Origin of the sequence: Solirubrobacter deserti, assembly GCF_027587175.1 — a bacterium.
GTDB classification, from domain to species: Bacteria; Actinomycetota; Thermoleophilia; order Solirubrobacterales; family Solirubrobacteraceae; genus Solirubrobacter; species Solirubrobacter deserti.
This window is the reverse complement of record NZ_JAPCID010000003.1, coordinates 70,903-87,380: the sequence shown is the minus strand read 5'-3', so window position 1 is coordinate 87,380 and position 16,478 is coordinate 70,903. Positions and strand designations below refer to the sequence as shown.

At 71.1% G+C, this 16,478-nt stretch carries 24 protein-coding genes and 1 tRNA gene; 13 read left to right on the top strand and 12 right to left on the bottom strand.

The window, feature by feature from the left end; all coding sequences use genetic code 11:
* Nucleotides 1-35: 35 nt before the first annotated feature.
* Nucleotides 36-1,385 (top strand): prolyl oligopeptidase family serine peptidase, encoded by a 1,350-nt coding sequence (locus tag OJ962_RS02700; RefSeq protein WP_202955456.1) that lies wholly within the window; start codon nt 36-38, stop codon nt 1,383-1,385.
* Nucleotides 1,386-1,429: 44 nt separating this feature from the next.
* Here the strand turns inward: OJ962_RS02700 and OJ962_RS02695 are convergent, their stop codons facing one another.
* Genes OJ962_RS02695 through OJ962_RS02680 form a run of 4 tightly spaced genes read right to left on the bottom strand, consistent with a single transcriptional unit; the run spans nt 1,430 to nt 2,673 of the window.
* Nucleotides 1,430-1,609 (bottom strand): hypothetical protein, encoded by a 180-nt coding sequence (locus OJ962_RS02695; RefSeq protein WP_202955457.1) that lies wholly within the window; start codon nt 1,607-1,609, stop codon nt 1,430-1,432.
* A 20-nt stretch (nt 1,610-1,629) separates the two neighbouring features.
* Nucleotides 1,630-2,112, bottom strand: a complete 483-nt coding sequence (locus tag OJ962_RS02690) for an RICIN domain-containing protein (RefSeq protein WP_202955458.1) — start codon at nt 2,110-2,112, stop codon at nt 1,630-1,632.
* 34 nt (nt 2,113-2,146) lie between these two features.
* Nucleotides 2,147-2,464, bottom strand: a complete 318-nt coding sequence (locus OJ962_RS02685) for a DUF3140 domain-containing protein (protein ID WP_202955459.1) — start codon at nt 2,462-2,464, stop codon at nt 2,147-2,149.
* Entirely contained in the window at nt 2,461-2,673 is a 213-nt protein-coding gene (locus OJ962_RS02680; RefSeq protein ID WP_202955460.1) for a hypervirulence associated TUDOR domain-containing protein, read from the bottom strand. The genes OJ962_RS02685 and OJ962_RS02680 overlap by 4 nt, the downstream gene beginning before the upstream one ends.
* A gap of 55 nt (nt 2,674-2,728) precedes the next feature.
* Between OJ962_RS02680 and OJ962_RS02675 the strand changes: the two genes are divergently transcribed.
* Nucleotides 2,729-2,992 carry a hypothetical protein gene (locus OJ962_RS02675; protein WP_270006163.1) on the top strand — a complete coding sequence of 88 codons (264 nt, stop codon included), beginning with the start codon at nt 2,729-2,731 and terminating at the stop codon, nt 2,990-2,992.
* Here the strand turns inward: OJ962_RS02675 and OJ962_RS02670 are convergent.
* The gene (locus tag OJ962_RS02670; RefSeq protein WP_202955462.1) at nt 2,989-3,309 is read right to left on the bottom strand and encodes a hypothetical protein; all 321 of its coding nucleotides are present in this window, start codon (nt 3,307-3,309) and stop codon (nt 2,989-2,991) included. The genes OJ962_RS02675 and OJ962_RS02670 overlap by 4 nt on opposite strands.
* 121 nt (nt 3,310-3,430) lie before the next feature.
* On the opposite strand from OJ962_RS02670, the gene OJ962_RS02665 reads away from it, so the two are divergent.
* Nucleotides 3,431-3,919 carry a hypothetical protein gene (locus tag OJ962_RS02665; protein WP_202955463.1) on the top strand — a complete coding sequence of 163 codons (489 nt, stop codon included), beginning with the start codon at nt 3,431-3,433 and terminating at the stop codon, nt 3,917-3,919.
* Here OJ962_RS02665 and OJ962_RS02660 read toward each other — a convergent pair whose 3' ends face one another.
* Complete coding sequence (locus tag OJ962_RS02660) at nt 3,920-4,378, bottom strand: Lrp/AsnC family transcriptional regulator (RefSeq protein ID WP_202955464.1); 459 nt, start codon at nt 4,376-4,378, stop codon at nt 3,920-3,922.
* 106 nt (nt 4,379-4,484) lie between these two features.
* On the opposite strand from OJ962_RS02660, the gene OJ962_RS02655 reads away from it, so the two are divergent.
* On the top strand, nt 4,485-5,690 hold the full coding sequence (locus OJ962_RS02655; RefSeq protein ID WP_202955465.1) for an APC family permease: 1,206 nt from the start codon (nt 4,485-4,487) through the stop codon (nt 5,688-5,690).
* On the opposite strand, the gene OJ962_RS02650 is transcribed toward OJ962_RS02655, so the two are convergent.
* Nucleotides 5,687-6,298: an HD domain-containing protein gene (locus tag OJ962_RS02650; protein ID WP_202955466.1), complete on the bottom strand. Its 612-nt coding sequence runs from the start codon at nt 6,296-6,298 to the stop codon at nt 5,687-5,689. The two genes, OJ962_RS02655 and OJ962_RS02650, sit on opposite strands and share 4 nt — an antisense overlap.
* 6 nt (nt 6,299-6,304) lie before the next feature.
* Nucleotides 6,305-6,670 carry a hypothetical protein gene (locus OJ962_RS02645; RefSeq protein WP_202955467.1) on the bottom strand — a complete coding sequence of 122 codons (366 nt, stop codon included), beginning with the start codon at nt 6,668-6,670 and terminating at the stop codon, nt 6,305-6,307.
* A gap of 107 nt (nt 6,671-6,777) precedes the next feature.
* Here OJ962_RS02645 and OJ962_RS02640 point away from each other — a divergent pair, with 107 nt between their 5' ends.
* Entirely contained in the window at nt 6,778-7,128 is a 351-nt protein-coding gene (locus OJ962_RS02640) for a hypothetical protein (protein ID WP_202955468.1), read from the top strand.
* Between the two features lie 12 nt (nt 7,129-7,140).
* On the top strand, nt 7,141-7,410 hold the full coding sequence (locus OJ962_RS02635; RefSeq protein ID WP_202955469.1) for a DUF3303 domain-containing protein: 270 nt from the start codon (nt 7,141-7,143) through the stop codon (nt 7,408-7,410).
* A 47-nt stretch (nt 7,411-7,457) separates the two neighbouring features.
* On the opposite strand, the gene OJ962_RS02630 is transcribed toward OJ962_RS02635, so the two are convergent.
* The gene (locus OJ962_RS02630; protein WP_202955470.1) at nt 7,458-7,883 is read right to left on the bottom strand and encodes a VOC family protein; all 426 of its coding nucleotides are present in this window, start codon (nt 7,881-7,883) and stop codon (nt 7,458-7,460) included.
* An 11-nt stretch (nt 7,884-7,894) separates the two neighbouring features.
* Complete coding sequence (locus OJ962_RS02625) at nt 7,895-8,329, bottom strand: helix-turn-helix domain-containing protein (protein WP_238931829.1); 435 nt, start codon at nt 8,327-8,329, stop codon at nt 7,895-7,897.
* 67 nt (nt 8,330-8,396) lie between these two features.
* On the opposite strand from OJ962_RS02625, the gene OJ962_RS02620 reads away from it, so the two are divergent.
* Genes OJ962_RS02620 through OJ962_RS02610 form a run of 3 tightly spaced genes read left to right on the top strand, consistent with a single transcriptional unit; the run spans nt 8,397 to nt 11,896 of the window.
* The gene (locus OJ962_RS02620) at nt 8,397-10,622 is read left to right on the top strand and encodes an NADP-dependent isocitrate dehydrogenase (RefSeq protein WP_202955472.1); all 2,226 of its coding nucleotides are present in this window, start codon (nt 8,397-8,399) and stop codon (nt 10,620-10,622) included.
* Between the two features lie 54 nt (nt 10,623-10,676).
* A complete protein-coding gene (locus tag OJ962_RS02615) occupies nt 10,677-11,429 on the top strand; it encodes a VOC family protein (RefSeq protein WP_202955473.1) in 753 nt (250 codons plus the stop codon).
* Nucleotides 11,429-11,896 (top strand): cupin domain-containing protein, encoded by a 468-nt coding sequence (locus OJ962_RS02610; protein WP_202955474.1) that lies wholly within the window; start codon nt 11,429-11,431, stop codon nt 11,894-11,896. Before OJ962_RS02615 ends, OJ962_RS02610 begins: the two co-directional genes overlap by 1 nt.
* On the opposite strand, the gene OJ962_RS02605 is transcribed toward OJ962_RS02610, so the two are convergent.
* Complete coding sequence (locus OJ962_RS02605) at nt 11,788-12,264, bottom strand: hypothetical protein (RefSeq protein ID WP_202955475.1); 477 nt, start codon at nt 12,262-12,264, stop codon at nt 11,788-11,790. The genes OJ962_RS02610 and OJ962_RS02605 overlap by 109 nt on opposite strands.
* On the opposite strand from OJ962_RS02605, the gene OJ962_RS02600 reads away from it, so the two are divergent.
* The 4 genes from OJ962_RS02600 to OJ962_RS02585 all read left to right on the top strand — a co-directional run bounded on the left by OJ962_RS02600 (nt 12,263) and on the right by OJ962_RS02585 (nt 15,127).
* Nucleotides 12,263-12,517 (top strand): DUF7218 family protein, encoded by a 255-nt coding sequence (locus tag OJ962_RS02600; protein ID WP_202955476.1) that lies wholly within the window; start codon nt 12,263-12,265, stop codon nt 12,515-12,517. The two genes, OJ962_RS02605 and OJ962_RS02600, sit on opposite strands and share 2 nt — an antisense overlap.
* Nucleotides 12,518-12,527: 10 nt before the next feature.
* Entirely contained in the window at nt 12,528-12,809 is a 282-nt protein-coding gene (locus tag OJ962_RS02595) for a hypothetical protein (RefSeq protein WP_202955477.1), read from the top strand.
* A 251-nt stretch (nt 12,810-13,060) separates the two neighbouring features.
* Nucleotides 13,061-13,135: transfer RNA gene (locus OJ962_RS02590), tRNA-Arg, on the top strand.
* A 153-nt stretch (nt 13,136-13,288) separates the two neighbouring features.
* Nucleotides 13,289-15,127, top strand: coding sequence for a TROVE domain-containing protein (locus OJ962_RS02585; RefSeq protein WP_202955478.1), 1,839 nt, complete (start codon nt 13,289-13,291; stop codon nt 15,125-15,127).
* 33 nt (nt 15,128-15,160) lie between these two features.
* On the opposite strand, the gene OJ962_RS02580 is transcribed toward OJ962_RS02585, so the two are convergent.
* Nucleotides 15,161-16,471: an acetamidase/formamidase family protein gene (locus OJ962_RS02580; protein ID WP_202955479.1), complete on the bottom strand. Its 1,311-nt coding sequence runs from the start codon at nt 16,469-16,471 to the stop codon at nt 15,161-15,163.
* Nucleotides 16,472-16,478: the final 7 nt, after the last annotated feature.

The following is a 16,478-nucleotide window of genomic DNA, read 5'->3' as shown; positions in this document are numbered from 1 at the left end:
GGGTCGCGGCCGGCGCATACAGGGAGGAGAGACCCGTGCGTTTCATCGTGCTCGCGCTCGTCGCGCTGGCAGGACTCGTGCCGACGGCGGTCGCCCAAGCGGCGCCCGCACCCGCACCGCCGAACACGGTCGTCAGGACCGACGTCATCACGGAGGTCAACCCGCTCGGCTGGCGCGTGGCGGCCGTCGCCATCGAGTACCGCAAGCCGATCAACCTCGGCACCGCGCAGATCCCGAACCAAGCCTTCACGGTCACGGCGACGATCAACGGCACCACCGCGCCGCGCACCGTCACCGCCGTCTACACGAGCGACGCGCCGGAGCTGGACACGCGCGGGCCCAAGGGCACGCCCGGCCGCTTGATCATCATCGAGCTCGACCAGAACGATCCCAACGCGGGCGCGCTCGTCTACGCCCAGGGCCGCAACGAGCCGATCCCGCTCACGGGCGCCTACGCCGTCCGCCAGACCCAGCCGATCACCGACGATCGCGGCCGGACACGGCTGCCCGCAGCCCCGTACGCTCTCACGAACCAGGGCCAGATCAATCCGCTCGTCGACGACTTCATCAGCGCGAACTTCACCGACAGCGCGAACACGACGATCAACTTCCGCCTCCTCCAGCCGCAAGCGCAGCCGGCCCACCGGAAGGACGGCTTCCCGCTCGTCGTCTTCCTGCACGGCGGCGGCGAACGCGGCGCCTCCAACCTCACGCAGATCACGGCCAACCAGGGCGCCGTCGCGTTCGCCAGGCCCGAGCGCCAGGCCAGCGACCCGGCCTACGTGCTCGCCGCCCAGGTCCCGGCCGGCCAGACCTGGACGACGCCCACCCAGCAACGCGCGCTGATCGAGCTGATCGACACGCTCACCGCGTCCAACCCGATCGACACCGATCGCATCTACGTCACGGGCATGTCCCTCGGCGGCATCGGCACGTTCGACATCCTCCAGAACAACCCGGGCAAGTTCGCGGCGGCCTTGCCGATCGCCGCCGCCGGTGACCCCACAAGGATGCCGCTGATCAAGCACGTCCCGATCTGGGCGACGCACTCGATCGACGACCCGGTCGTCTCCTACACCAACGGCACGCTCGCGCTCTTCAACGCGCTCGATGCCGCCGGCACGCTCACCACGCGCGCCCAGTGGGCCGGCAACCTGCCGGAGCTCCAGGCCGAGGCGAACGCGCTCAACCAGTGGGCGCAGGCGGAGGCCAACGACAGCCACGCGCTCCTCACCGCGTTCAGCGCCGGCACGACGCCGGTGAACGCGCACTGGTCGTGGGTCCCGACCTACCTCAACGACGTCATGCTCGACTGGCTGTTCGAGCAGGACCGGCAGGACCGCGCGCCGAGCCCCGCCGCCACGGCGCTCCTCCTCGCTCGCTAGGACAACAACGGAGTCGGACGGCTCGCAAGGAGCCGGCCGGCGACTCATCCGGTGGGCTTGTTGGCCCGCGCGCCCGGGACGCTTCCGAGGATGCCCTCCTCGGTCACGCTCTCATCGGGCTGCTCGTCGCGGCGCTCCTCGGGCGAACGCTCGTCCGGATTGCGCTGCTTGAGCTCCTCTTCGTGCTCGTGGGAGTCGCCCACGTGCTGCTCGTCAGTGGACATGCACGGGCACTACCCAATTCCTAGGCCGGGATCGAGAACCAGTTGCGGTTGTCGAACGGCCCCATCTTGACGACGTGGTTGATGTTGTTGAAGTCGGCGATCGCATGGCTGGCGGGATTGCCGGCGATGAGGCGCGCGCGGTTGGCGAGGCGGCCGGCGGACAGGATCCACTGCTGCTCGCGCGAGGCCGCGTTGTCGGAGAAGTTGCACGTCGACATGCGCAGGAACGCGTTGTTGGAGGCGCTGGCGCGCATGCACAGCCCCGAGCTGACGTGGCGGAAGTAGCTCGTCGGCCCCGGGCCCTTGATCTGGTCCCAGCGCTGCTGGCTCGGGGTCGCGGACGTCGTCGGCTTCATCGTGGGGAACCCGACGGTCGGGTTGTACGTCAGGAACTCGTTGCTGCCGGATACGCCGAGCTTGACGACGGCGGCGTCAGCGGTCATCGGGGCGGCGAGCGCGACACCCGCGACCGCGAGGGAGAGGAACCTCTTCTTGATGTTCATGGCGGTGACGACGCCGTTGCCGCCGCGAACATTCCTACTTCAGCGGATCGTGGCCCCAGTTCATGAGCGAGTAGCGCCACCTGGAGTGCTCCTTGTCCTCCTTGGGACCGCCCTGCGCGAGGTGCCGGTGCACGTAGCCGACGACCTTCTTCATGTGGGCGAGGTCGTCGTCGGTCAGCTCGTCCTTCTTCTTGCGCTTGATCTCGACGATCCGCCGCCCGGACTGGTGTCCGAGGGACTCACCTTCGCCCCAGCCGACCTCCTTGGACTCGTCGGTCTGCAGCCAGTCCTCGAGCTCCTTCGGCGTCATGTTGACCGCGTCGTCGAAGTCCCCGCGGACGTCGTCGCTCATCGCCGCTTGAGCGCGTCCGGCTTGTGTACGGCCTCGCCGCCGCCCTTCTCGCTCTTGACCAGATACTGCGGCTCGTCCTTGGAGGCCTTGACCTTCCGGCCCCCCGCCTCGGTGTCCGACGTGATCTTGCGCTCGACGACGCCGGGCGTGTCGTCCTTGCCGTGTGAGCTCCACACGACCTTGTCGCCCTTCTTGAACTCTTCGGCCATGTCATCGGGCTACCCGCCGCGCGAGCGCCCGCGCGCCGACGGGCAGACTGCAGGCATGAAGGACGACCGCCTCAAGCTCCTGCTCGTGCGGGTGACCTTGCCGGTCACGGTCTTCGTCGTCGGCGTGATCCTGATCATCGTCGGTGGGGAGGTGGCGCAGGGCGCGGGCATCTTCCTGATCGGCTCGGCGGTGCTCGGCGCGCTCGCGAACGCGTACATGCGGCTCGGGCTGCAGAGCAACGCGGACCGCGAGCGGGAGGAGGCACGCCGGCGGTTCTTCGACGAGCATGGCCGCTGGCCGCGGCGCGACGAGATCTAGAGCGGCCGCCCGTGCGTCGACGTCGCGTGGTTCGGCAGCTCGCGCCGCCGTGCGAGCTCGGCGGCCGCCTCCACGTCGGCGAGGACGACCGTGAACGCGCGGCGGAGCAACTCGGTCGCGCGCTCGAAGTCCGCCGGCGGGACCGTGGCGAGGCGGACGCTCGTCGTGCCGAAGATCATCGTCAGGATCTCCGCGGTGGCCTCGTCCTCGGAGCAGCCGGCGGATTCGACGTAGCCCTCGATCAGGTTGTCGACGAGCCGGGTGAGCCGATCGCCGACGTCGAGCAGGGCGAGCATGAACGCTTGAACGGATTCCATGCTCGTCCTAGGACGGCGCTTCGCGGACTCGCCCCCGCGCACTGCAACGGAACTGCATCAACTCTGTGAAAAGTCACGCGCGCGAGGCCCGACTGCGGTCGCCCCGTGAGACCGTCCGGCCATGCATGACATCAGCCCGCAGGATCGAGTGACGCTGCTCAAGGACGGCATCACGGTGCTCACGGTCGAGAGCGACGCGCGCGGGATGCACGTGTGCGTCTCCGGCCGGGACGAGGAGCGGGTGCGCAAGCGGGTCGGCGAGGTGCTGGGGGACGCGGTGCACGTGTGGGTCGCCGGCGACACGCCGCGCCAGCTGCGTCCGCGCGCGTGCGTCGGGTACCTCGAACGTGAGCCGGGCATGCTGCAGCTCCGGTACGTCGTCCAGGGCGCACAGCACGTGGACGCCATCTCGCTCGCCGAGGACGACGAGACCGTCGTCGTGTTCGGCACGGTCTGCATGTCGGTCGCGGGCGAGGACGGCGAGCCGATCGACTGCCCCGCCTACCTGGAGCTTCAGCGCCCGCTCCAGGAACGCACGGTGATCGACGGCGTCAGCGGTGCTGTCGTGCCGTACCGGAACATCTACGAGGGGATCGAGGAGCCGGCGTAGCTACAGCGGGAGCGGGCTCTCGGACTTCACCGTGCGCAGCGCGAAGTCCGACCGCACGTCGGTCACGTGCGGGAGCTTGAGCAGCGTGTCGAAGAGCAGCCGCTCGTACTCGACGAGGTCCTTGACAACCACTTCCAGCCGGAAGTCGGCCACGCCGGAGACGATGTGCGCCGAGATGACCTCGGGCGCCGCGGTGAGGGCGCGCGAGATCTCCGCGGCGGACTGGTCGGAATGCCGGTCGACCTTCAGGTCGACGAAGACGGTGAGGCCGAGGCCGAGCCGCGGGCGGTCCAGGATGGCGGCGTAGCCCGTGATCACGCCGGAGCTCTCCAGGGCGCGCAGGCGGCGAAGGCAGGGTGACGGCGACATGTGCAGCCGCTCGGCCAGGGCGGCGTTGGAGATCCGGCCGTCGCTCTGCAGAATGGCCAGCATCTCGCGGTCGACGCGGTCCAGGGGCATGATCGTCCTCCTCGGGTGAAGTGCGGAGCAGATTGTTGCCGAAAGGTGTGGCTAGCACCGCACAAGTCGGCACCATCTGCCCCAGGATCGGCGAGAAACTGCCTGCATGCTCACCACGCGGACGGCCATCGCCCTCTATGTCGGCGCCGTGCTCGGGCCAGGCGTGCTGTTCATCCCGGCCGTCGCCGCGCGGGAGGCGGGGCCGGCGTCGGTGCTCGCGTGGGCGGCGCTGCTCGCGCTGTCGGTGCCGCTCGCGGCGACGTTCGCGGCGCTCGGTACGCGCCAGCCCGAAGCGGGCGGCACGGCGGCCTACGTCCGCCGGGCATTCGGCCGGCGCGCCGGTGCGACGACGGGCTGGTGGTTTCTCGGCGGAGTCATGATCGGGGCGCCCGCCGTCGCGCTGGTGGGCGGCTTCTACGTCGCCGAGCTGCTGGACGCGGGACGCGGCGCGGCCGTCGCGGCGGCCGTGGCGATGATCGCGATCGTGCTGGCCGCGAACGCCGCGAGCCTGCACACCACGGCGCGGCTGCAGCTCGGGCTGGCCGCGGTGCTCGGTGCGCTGCTGCTGGTCGCCGTCGTCACCGCGCTGCCGCACGGTCAGGCCGACAACTGGACGCCGTTCGCGCCCAACGGCTGGCTCGCGATCGGCGGTGCCGCGAGCGTGCTGATGTTCTCGTTCGTCGGCTGGGAGGCCGGCTCCCACCTCGCGGGTGAGCTCAAGGACCCGGCGAGGCAGCTGCCGCGCGCGATCGGCGCCGCGGTCGCGATCGTCATCGTCCTCTACCTCGGGCTCGCGGCGGCGACGATCGGCGTCGGCACGACCTCTGATGTCCCGCTCGCCGACCTGATGGGGGCGGGTCTGGGTGAAGCCGGCCGGACGCTCACGGCCCTGCTGGCGGTGCTGCTCACGATGGGCACGATGAACACCTACGTCGCGGCCGCCACCCGCCTGGCGGGTGCGCTGGCCGAGGAGCGCAACGCGCCGTCGTTCCTCGTCACGCCCAAGCACGCGCTCGCCGCGATGGCCGCCATCTCGGGCACCCTGCTGCTCGGCCTCGCGGTCGAGTTGATGGACGTCGATGCGCTGTTGCGGGCGACCAGCGCCCTGTTCGTGGCCGTCTACGTCACCGCCACCGCTGCCGGCAGCAAGCTGCTGGAGGGAGCGGGGCGCGCCGCGGCCCGCGTCGCGTTCGTCGCGGTCCTGGTGGTGTTCGCCTTCTCCGGCGCGTACATCCTCCTGCCGCTGGCCTTCATCGTGGTCGCCAGTGTCGCGCGGCGCTTCGTCCGCGCGTCGGTGGCGACGCCGGTCTAGCCGGCGAGCCGGTCGATCTCGTCGATGGTCCGGCCCAGCTCTTCGAGCGCGGGCACGGCGCGCGGCCCGAGCGCGTCGCGGCGGGCGTCGAAGGCGTCGTAGAGGCCGCGGTAATAGGCGCGGACGGCGCCGCTCTCGCCGGCCTGGAACCGGGTCCAGATCGTGTCGCCGTGCGTGCGGAGGTCGAGCAGGATCGCGCGGGCGTTGTGGAGCTTGTCCGCGAGCGAGACGCGCAGCTCGTCCGGCTGCTTGTGGGCGATCGAGGCGATGTACGCGCGCTTGCGCTCGCTCCAGGGCGGCTTCGGCTCGGTGTCGCTGTCGGAGTTGGCGAGCACCATGCGGGCGACGTCGGGGCCGAAGTCGGCCTCCAGGCGCGCGAGCATGGGTGGGCCGCCGCCGTCCTCGACGGCGTCGTGTAACAGCGCGGCGATCGCCTCCGTCTCGCTGCCGCCCATCTCGAGCGTGAGCGCGGAGACGCTCAGCAGGTGGCTGACGTACGGCACGTCGGTGCCCTTGCGCAGCTGCCGGCGGTGGTGCTCGGTGACGAGCAGCAGCGCGCGGTCGAACGCGTCGCTGAGCAGCGGGCTGTCCGTGTAGGTCTCGGGCACGCGCCTTCAGTATCGCGTGCCGCGCTTGCGCGGGATGGCGGGACGCTGGAGACGGCGGTGGGCCGTGCGCGGGTCGCGGCGGGGCACCTCGGCCTCGACGTCGCAGGGGGCGAAGTCGAAGCGCGTCGCTGTGATGTTCGCGGCGGCCTCGACGGCGGCGGTGGCGGCGCGCAGCTCGCGCGGGCCGAGCAGCAGCGACAGCGGAGCGAGCAGCTCGTGGAACGCTTCGCGCAGGAACTCGACGGCGGCGCCGCGATCAGCGACGTCGTGCGCGCGCGTGAGGTCGTCGAGGATGCCGCTGGTGGAGGTGGCGAGCTCGAGCAGCGCGTCGATGAGCTCGGTGTGAGCCTGGGGCAGGGCGAGTTCTTCCATGGTGCTTGTAGGGCTGGGCAGCGGTTCTTCGCCCCCCCGGCGAATTGGCACACTTTTGTTGCAATTACGTCTTGTTCCGTTGCAGCGCCTTCGCGCATGCTCCGGGCATGAGATACGAACAGACGTTCGCAGCGGAGCTGAGGAACTTCGAGCGGCCCAACTGGGACCCGCTGCTCGACCTCGTGGGCGCGCACCTCGTCCGCTTCTTCATGTGGATGAGCGAGTTCGAGGTCGACGGTGTGCACGCGCACGCCTACAAGCACGCGGCGACGCGGCAGTACCTCTACATCGGGGAGGACGGCCGGTTGTTCGAGCTCGTCGGGCGGTTCCGCTACCGCGTCGCGGACCGTCGGCGGGCGCTCGAGCAGGTCTTCGAGGAGTGGGAAGGGCTGTCGCCTGAACCCGACGAGGCCGCGCGGGCCGAGCTCGAACGCCTGCGCCGGAGGGCGGCGTCGTGAGAGGGTCGGCGCATGCAATTCATGGTGATCGAACGCTTCCGGGCCGGCGCCCGTCCGGTCTACGAGCGCTTCGGGGAGCAGGGGCGCCTGATGCCGGACGGGCTCGAGTTCGTGGCGAGCTGGGTGACCGCGGACCTAGGCCGCGTGTTCCAGGTGATGGAGTGCGACGACGTCACGCTGCTCCAGCGGTGGGTCGCCAGCTGGGAGGACGTCGCGGACTTCGAGATCCTGCCCGTCGCCGGCGGTGGGGCCGCGGTCGCCGATGCGGTCCTGGGGAACTGACTCGCCGCGCGCCGGGTGTGCGTGCGGCGGTTCGTAGAGGCACATCGCTACGCGGGGTTTGCGACCTGCGTCAGCTGGGACAACCGGAAGTGGTTGCCGGAGGGGTCCCGGAAGCCGCAGTCGATGCCGTACGGGCGCTCCTCGGGCGGCTCGGTGAACTCGACGCCGCGGGCGCTGAGCGTCTCGTAGTCGGCGCGCACGTCCTCGGTGGTGAAGAAGACGGCGGTCGCGACGCCCTTGCTCATGGCCTCGTTGGCGAGCTTCCAGCGCTCCTCGTCGAACATCGGGGCGCCGGGAATGGCCATCAGCACGAGCGCGACCTCGGAGCCGGCGGGCGCGACGGTCAGCCAGCGGAAGTTGCCGAGCTCGGCCATGGTGACATCCTCACGGACCTCGAAGCCGAGCTTCTCCGTGTAGAAGGCGAGGGCTTCGTCCTGGTCGTGAACCCAGATCTGTGTCGTGGCGATCTTCATGGGGCGGCAAGTTACGGCTGGCCGTCCGGGCTGTCTTCTCGAAACGTGCGGTGTTGTGGCCGGCCGTGCGCGCGGACGACGCAGCTCGGGACGACGACGCGCGCGGCCGCCGGCGGGAACTGCGCCCGGTACTCGGTCGGGGTGGCGCCGAACATGCGCTTGAAGCTCGTGGTGAACGAGCCGACGCTCGTGAGGCCGACGTCGAAGCAGATCTCGGCGATCGAGCGGTCCGTGTTGCGCAGCAGCGCGGCGGCGCGTTCCAGCCGGCGCGTGAGCAGGTACACGTGCGGGGACTCACCGAACTCGCGCCGGAACGCGCGCGAGAAGTGCGCTCGGGAGAGGCCGGCGGCCGCGGCCATGTCGTCGACGCCGAGCCGCTCGCTGTACCGCAGGTCCGCGAGGTCCTTGGCCTTCAACAGGTGCCGTGCGGGTGAGACGTACGCCATGCCCGGTCCGAGTATCGCCGATGGATACCCTCGTCGCCCTAGGTCTCCCGAACGCGAAGAGCAGGCGATGAAGCTCATCTACACGTACACGGACGAGGCGCCCGCGCTGGCGACGCACTCGTTGCTGCCGATCGTCGAGGCCTTTGCCGGCCAGGCGGGCGTCGACATCGAGCTGCGCGACATCTCGCTCGCGGGCCGCATCCTCGCGCAGTTCCCGGACCGGCTGACGGATGAGCAGCGGGTGCCCGACGCGCTGAGCGAGCTCGGCGAGCTGGCCAAGACGCCCGAGGCCAACATCATCAAGCTGCCGAACATCAGCGCGTCGATCCCGCAGCTGAAGGCGGCGATCAAGGAGCTGCAGGACGCGGGCTACGACATCCCGGACTACCCGGACGACCCGCGCGACGAGGACGCCATCACCGCCCGCGAGGCGTACGACCGCGTCAAGGGCTCCGCGGTCAACCCGGTGCTGCGCGAGGGCAATTCGGACCGGCGCGCGCCCGCCTCGGTGAAGGCGTACGCCCAGGCGCACCCGCACTCGATGGGCGAATGGTCGAAGGACAGCCGCTCGCACGTGGCGACGATGAGCGACGGCGACTTCCGCTCGACGGAGCTGTCGGTGACGATGCCGCACGCGGACGAGCTGCAGATCGAGTTCGTCGCGGCCGACGGCACGGCGACGGTGCTCAAGGCCGACATCAAGGTGCAGGAGGGCGAGGTCGTGGACGCCGCCGTCATGAGCGCCCGCGCGCTGGACGCGTTCCTGGCCGAGCAGATCGCGGACGCCAAGGAGCAGGGGCTGTTGTTCTCCCTGCACCTGAAGGCGACGATGATGAAGGTCTCGGACCCGATCATCTTCGGGCACGCCGTCCGGACGTTCTTCGCGGGCGTGTTCACCGAGCACGGCGCGGCGCTGGAGGAGCTGGGCGCGAACCCGAACAACGGCCTCGGCGCGATTCTCTCGGCGCTGGAGGGACTGCCCGGCAAGGACGGCGACCGGATCCGCGCGGAGATCGAGGCGACCTACGAGACCGCTCCGGCGATCGCGATGGTGGACTCGGACCGCGGGATCACGAACCTGCACGTGCCGAGCGACATCATCATCGACGCGTCGATGCCGGCGATGATCCGCTCGTCGGGTCAGCTGTGGAACGCCCAGGGCGAGCAGCAGGACACGAAGGCCGTGATCCCCGACCACTCGTACGCGGCGCTGTACGCGGAGACGATCGACTTCTGCCGCGAGCACGGAGCGTTCGACCCGGCGACGATGGGCACGACGCCGAACGTCGGCCTGATGGCGCAGAAGGCCGAGGAGTACGGCAGCCACGACAAGACGTTCGAGATCGCGGCCAACGGGCGCGTGCGCGTGGTCGACGCGGCCGGCGACACGCTGCTCGAGCACGAGGTCGAGGCCGGCGACATCTGGCGTGCGTGTCAGACCAAGGACGCGCCGATCCGCGACTGGGTCCGCCTCGCGGTCGAGCGGGCGCGCGCGACGGGCGCGCCGGCCGTCTTCTGGCTGGACCGCACGCGGGCCCACGACGCCGAGGTGCTCAAGAAGGTCGAGGCGTACCTGGGCGAGCACGACACGGACGGGCTGCAGATCGAGATCCTGCCGGTCGCCGAGGCGACGCGGTTCACGCTCGAGCGTGCGAAGCGCGGCGAGGACACGATCTCGGTCACCGGCAACGTGCTGCGTGACTATCTGACCGACCTGTTCCCGATTCTCGAGCTCGGCACCAGCGCGAAGATGCTCTCGATCGTGCCGCTGATGCAGGGCGGCGGCCTGTTCGAGACGGGCGCCGGCGGCTCGGCCCCGAAGCACGTGCAGCAGCTGGTCAAGGAGAACCACCTGCGCTGGGACTCGCTCGGTGAGTTCCTCGCGCTGGCGGTCTCGCTCGAGTTCCTGGCCGACAAGACCGACAACGCGCGGGCGAAGGTGCTGGCGACGACGCTGGATGCGGCGACGGGCCAGCTGCTGGAGAACGGCAAGTCCCCGCAGCGCAAGGTGCACCAGCTCGACAACCGCGGCAGCCACTTCTACCTGGCGCTGTATTGGGCGCAGGCGCTCGCGCAGCAGTCCGACGATCCGGAGCTCGCGGAGGCGTTCAAGCCGCTCGCCGAGCGCCTGGCGGGCGATGAGGACACGATCGTCGGCGAGCTGGACGCCGTGCAGGGCGACAGCGTGGAGCTCGGCGGCTACTACTTCGTCGACCGCGACAAGGCGACCAGGGTGATGCGCCCGAGCGAGACCTTCAATGCGGCGCTGGAGACGCTGACCGCGACCGCGTAGCTCTCCGGAGCCGGCTGGCGTATGCCCGCGGCCGCGCGGGCATACGATCCGGCGATGGGAGATCGAACGAGCTACGCGCCCGGGACGGTGTCCTGGGCGGAACTGGTGACGAGCGACGCCGAAGCGGCGAAGGGGTTCTACACGGACCTGTTCGGCTGGACGTACGACGACCGGCCGGTCGGCGAGGACATGGTCTACTCGATGGCGCAGCTGGAGGGCAAGAGCGTCGCAGCGCTGTACCGGGCCGACGAGCACCCGCACTGGAACTGCTACGTGACGGTCGAGTCGGTCGAGGACACGTGCGCGCGGGTGGCCGATCTCGGCGGGTCGGTGATCGGTGACCCGTTCGACGTCATGACCGCGGGTCGCTCCGCCGTGATCAGCGACCCGAGCGGCGCGGTGTTCTTCCTGTGGGAGCCGGGCGACAACATCGGCGCGTACTACGTCAACGCGCCCGGCGCGATGGCCTGGAACGACTTGGTCACGCCCGACCCGGACGCGGCGGCGGCGTTCTACGGCGCGCTGTTCGGGTGGACGTTCCAGGAGATCCCGGGGGCTCAGGGCTACCGGTCGATCCAGAACGGCGAGGCCAAGAACGGTGGCGTCTTCCCGATGGAGGGCGCGCGGCCGGGGTGGATCCCCTACTTCGGACACGAGGACGTCGATGGCGTCGTCGCGCGGGTGGACGAGCTCGGCGTGCGGATCGTGGCCGGGCCGATCGAGGTGCCCGGCGGCAAGTTCGCGATCCTCACCGATCCGCAGGGCGCCGCGTTCGGCGTGCTGCAGTCCGACGACTACGACGACTGATGGAGCTCGAGACCTGGGCCGCGCCGCCCGGCGAGACGATCCCGAACCACCCGCGCTACGAGGTGCTCCTCTACCGCGGCGTAGACGTGTCCGACGTGCAGGCGCTGTTCGCCGAGCACGGGTGGGGCGGGTCGTGGGTGAACGGGGTGTTCGACTACCACCACTTCCACTCGACCTCGCACGAGGTGCTCGCAGTGATCGCGGGCAACGCGCGGCTCGAGCTGGGCGGCCCGCAGGGCGACACGTTCGTCGTCGCGGCGGGTGACGTGATCGTGCTTCCGGCGGGGACCGGGCATCGGCGCGCCGAGGCGTCCGCCGACTTCCGGGTGGTCGGCGCGTACCCGGAGGGCCAAGAGGACTACGACCTGCTGCGCGAGGCCGACGAGGCGGCGATCGCGAGGATCGACGCGGTGGCGCTGCCGCGCGCGGACCCGGTCGGCGGGGAGGGCGTCGGGCGCTGGAGTTGAGGGGGAACGGAACTGGCGTCATGCGCCAGTTCGGTTCCCCGCAAGCTCCGCGAGGCGGTCGCGGCGGCGCACGCGCGCTCGGGCAGCTCGTGCGCGATCGTCCACTGCATCCGGTGGCGCAGCGTGGGGTCGGGCGCGTCGGGCAGCCGCCGGCCGCCCGAGAGGGAGCGCAGCTGCTCGAGCAGCCCGAGGTCTGGGCGTGGGGCGGACTCGCGTTCGTGCACGGGCGACTCGACGACCGCGACGGCGCGGCACGTGACGGCGGCGCGCAGGACCGGCTCGAGCTCGACGAGCGCCGGCTTGCGCTTGGCGAAGCCGGACAGGTAGTTCTGGTCGAGATAGACGCGCAGCGGGTAAGGCGCGGGCATGGCCAAGAATCACGGTCCGTCCGTGAAGGACGACGAGCAGTACGAGGCACTGCGCGAGAAGGGCGAGAGCAAGGAGAAGGCGGCGCGGATCGCCAACTCCAAAACCCAGTCGACGGCGGAGAAGGGTGGGAAGTCGCCCTCGTACGAGGACTGGACGAAGGACGACCTCGAGCAGCGGGCCAAGGAGATCGGCATCGAGGGACGCTCGGACATGAACAAGGACGAGTTGATCAAGGCGCTGCGCAACCACTAGCGTTGCGGGCTTGAGCGCTGAGGCACCGAGATGGTGGACGGTGCGGCCGGCGGCGAACCTCAAGCCGGTCACCTATCGCTGCCCGTTCTGCAAGGAGCACCTCCCGGCGCTGATGGAGCACGTGCTCGTGCTGCCTGAAGGCGACACCCGTCGGCGCCGGCACGCGCACACGGAGTGCGCGCTGGCCGAGAGCCGCGCCGGGCGGCTGCCGTCGCGCGATCAGTGGCTCGCGACGCAGCCGCAGCGCCCGGGTCGCTTGGCGCGGCTGTTCGCCAGAAGCCGCGCACGCTGACGTCGCGGGCGCGGACTCGAACCCGCCGCGCCGCGGACTCGAACCGCCGAGCCGCTTGCGACACCCGCCACGACCTCCTACCTTCCGTCACCGCATGACAAGCAGCCGCCGAGAACTGAATCTGTTCCACGCCCTCGTCCGGAGGTGCGTCCACGCCTGAGCCGTGCTCGGACACGTAGACGCATCGCTACACGAGGGCGGCCCGGCGGGCCGCCCTTTTTCGTTCTTTGACAACTGAACACGCAACACAGACGCTCGTAGCTCAGTGGACTGAGAGCACCGCCCTGCGACGGCGGAGGCCGCTGGTTCGAATCCAGCCGGGCGTGTTTCACCGCGGGCCGGAGGGTGCCGGTTATCGCCTGTCACGCGCAGGGACTCGAAACCCCTGCCCCGGCGTCTGCTCGACGCCGGGTTCCGATGCCCACACCACGACCGCGGTGATGTCTTGATCACACCTGACCCGAAAGGAGGTCGATCCCATGAACTACCTCACCCGCTTCGGCCTCCGGCGCACGCGCCAGAGCGAGCCGATCCCCGGCACCGCCCAGGTGCGCAACTCGGCCGGCGGCTACGCGTGGGCCGTCGACGACTGGACGCGGCTGCGCCGCTTCCTGATCCTCGGCAGCGAGGGCGGCTCGTACTACGCGCGTGAGCAGACGCTGACGCGCGAGAACGCGCTGGCCGTCAGCCGGGCGATCGCGGCCGACGGTCCGCGCGCCGTCCGCGAGATCGTGACGATCTCCCGCGAGGGCCGCGCCCCGAAGAACGACCCCGCGATCTTCGCCCTCGCGCTCGCCGCGGCGGCCGAGGACGAGGCGACGCGCAAGCTCGCCCTCGACGCGCTGCCGGCCGTGTGTCGCACCGGCACGCACCTGTTCGCGTTCACCCGCTACGTCGAGCAGTTCCGCGGCTGGGGCCGCGGCCTGCGCCGCGCTGTCGGCGCCTGGTACGTCGACCAGTCCCCGGACCGGCTCGCCTACCAGGCCATCAAGTACCGCCAGCGCGACGGCGTCAGCCACCGCGACGTGCTCCGCCTCGCCCACCCGGGCGCGAAGACCCGCGCGGGCAACCCGCGCCTGGCCGTCACGGACGAGCAGGCGCGGCTGTTCGAGTGGATCGTGCGCGGCGGCGCGGCCGCGGCGGGCGGCGGCGATGACGCGGCGCGCGGCGAGGTCGCGGCTCGTGGCGGCGAGGACGCGGCTCGCGGCGACGTGGTGGGCGGCGGGGGGCCCGCGGCCCGTGGCGACGAGATCACGGCGCGCGGCGACGTGCCGCGCGGTGACGCGGTGCGCGGTGACGCGGTGCGCGGCGCGGCTTCGGCCGGCGCCGGTGACGGCGTTGCGGTCGGTGAGGCCACGGATGGCCGTCTCCCGGCCCTCGTCGCCGCGTTCACCGCCGCGCAGGCGGCGGGCACCACGGCCGAGACGGCGCGGCTCGTGCGCGAGCACGGGCTGCCGCGTGAGGCGGTCAAGCCCGAGCACCTCGACGATGCCGAGGTGTGGGCGGCGCTGCTCGAGCGGATGCCGATGACGGCGCTGCTGCGCAACCTCGCCACGCTCACGCGTGTCGGGGTCATCGCGCCCGGCTCGTACGGGACCGACTACGCGGCCGAGCAGCTCGCGGACGCGGAGCGCTTGCGCAAGGCGCGGGTGCACCCGATCGCGGTGCTGTCGGCGATGCGGACCTACGCGAGCGGGCGAGGCGTGCGCGGCCGGCACACGTGGGCGCCGGTGGGGCGGATCGTCGACGCGCTCGACGCCGCGTTCTACACGGCGTTCGGCAACGTGGAGCCGGCGAACGCACGCATGATGCTCGCGCTCGACGTGTCGGGCTCGATGACGTTCGGTGAGATCGCCGGCGTGCCGGGGCTGACGCCGCGGGATGCGTCCGCGGCGCTTGCGCTCGTGACCGCGGCGACGGAGCCGCGCTACGAGATCGTGGGCTTCACCGGCAGCCTCACGCCGCTGGCGATCAGCCCGCGGCAGCGGCTGACCGACGCGGTGAAGGCCGTGTCGGACCTGCCGTTCGGCTCGACCGACTGCGCGCTGCCGATGCGCTACGCGCTCGCCAAGGGGTACGAGATCGACACGTTCGTGATCTACACCGACAGCGAGACGTGGTACGGCGACATCCTCCCGGTGCAGGCGCTGCGCGAGTACCGCGAGCGGACCGGGATCGCCGCGCGGCTCGTGGTCGTCGGCATGGTCGCGAACCGGTTCACGATCGCCGACCCCGAGGACCCGGGGATGCTCGACATCGTCGGGTTCGACGCCGCGACGCCGGAAGTGGTCTCCGGCTTCGCGCGCGGGGTGGTGTAGGTGAAGGGGCGCCGCGAGGCGCCCCTTCGCTCGTTAAACGGTGCCGTACTGCTCCATCGCGTAGCCGAGCAGGCCCGCGGCCTCCAGCGCGGCCACCGGCGCGCGGAATGTGACCTGCACCACGCCCGGCGCGCGGCCGATCTCGATCGCGCCCGTGATGGTCGCGCGGTTCATGACCTCCGGGACGCTCATCTCCAGCAGCGCGGCGGCGCGGCGCAGACCGTTGTCGGTCGCGGAGTTGAGGTCGGGGCCGGTGCCGATGACCGAGATCGGCAGCGACTCCTCGATCGCGACCCCGCCCTCGCGCTCGGCCAGCGCGGCGGCGCGAGCACGCTCCTCCGCGGTGAGCGGCTTGGCCAGGAAGGGCAGGTCCTCCTCCAGCGGGAAGAGCACCGGGCCGTCGATGCCCAGGCCCTTGAGCACTTCGACCTGCAAGGTGACTGTGCCGGCGACGTCCGCGGTGTGCCCGGCGATCTCGCCGTCGCCCTGCATCGCGTGCATGTCGCCCAGGTACACGCCGCCGCCCGGCACCTTCACCGGGCACACGATGATCGCGCCGGCGCGGACGGCGTCGATGTCCAGGTGCCCGTCCGTCTTGTGCTGCTGCAGGTCCTGCGCGTCCATCGCGAACCGGTGCGGCGCGCCGACCAGGAACGCGCCGAAGTCGCCCGCGTTGTGGGAATCGGGCATTGTCGCGCTGGGCGTCGTGCCGAGCTGGCCGAGGAACGGGCGCATGCGGCTGACGACGCCGACCAGGTGGCTCGGCGCGAACGTCAGGATCGGGTTCTGAACGCTGTTGTCGGGAAGCGCGGCGTAGGCGGCCGCGTCGGCGGCGATCTCGTGCGCGCGGCGCTCGTCCACCGTCACGCCCAGGCGGCCGTCGAAGGCCATCGTGTAGCCGTTGGTGAACGTGAACGGCGTCGCGTCCGCACCGCACGCGGCGCAGCGCACGGCGGTCTCGCCGATCCCGTCCAGCCGGGTCTCGGGCCACTGCGCGCCGCACCCGGGACAGACCGCGGCGCAGTACGGGTCACCGTTGAAGCGGCCCTCCATCGCCTGGTCGTTGCCCGACGAGGTCGCGCGTGAGGTGACCGCGATCTCCTTGATGCGGATCGCGATCGCGTCGCCCGGCTCAGCGCCCTCGACGGCGACCGGCGTGCACACCTCGTGCCCGCCGCGGATCGCGGGCGTGATCATCGGGCCCCAGCAGCCCGGGGTGGAGTTCCACACGATGTGCCCGCCGTCGGCGACCGGGCCGAGCTGCTGCACGTCCGGGCCGAGCACGCCGTCGGTGAACGTGTCGACGATGACGGTGCGGCGGGTGGTCGTGTCCTGAATCGCCATATCCACT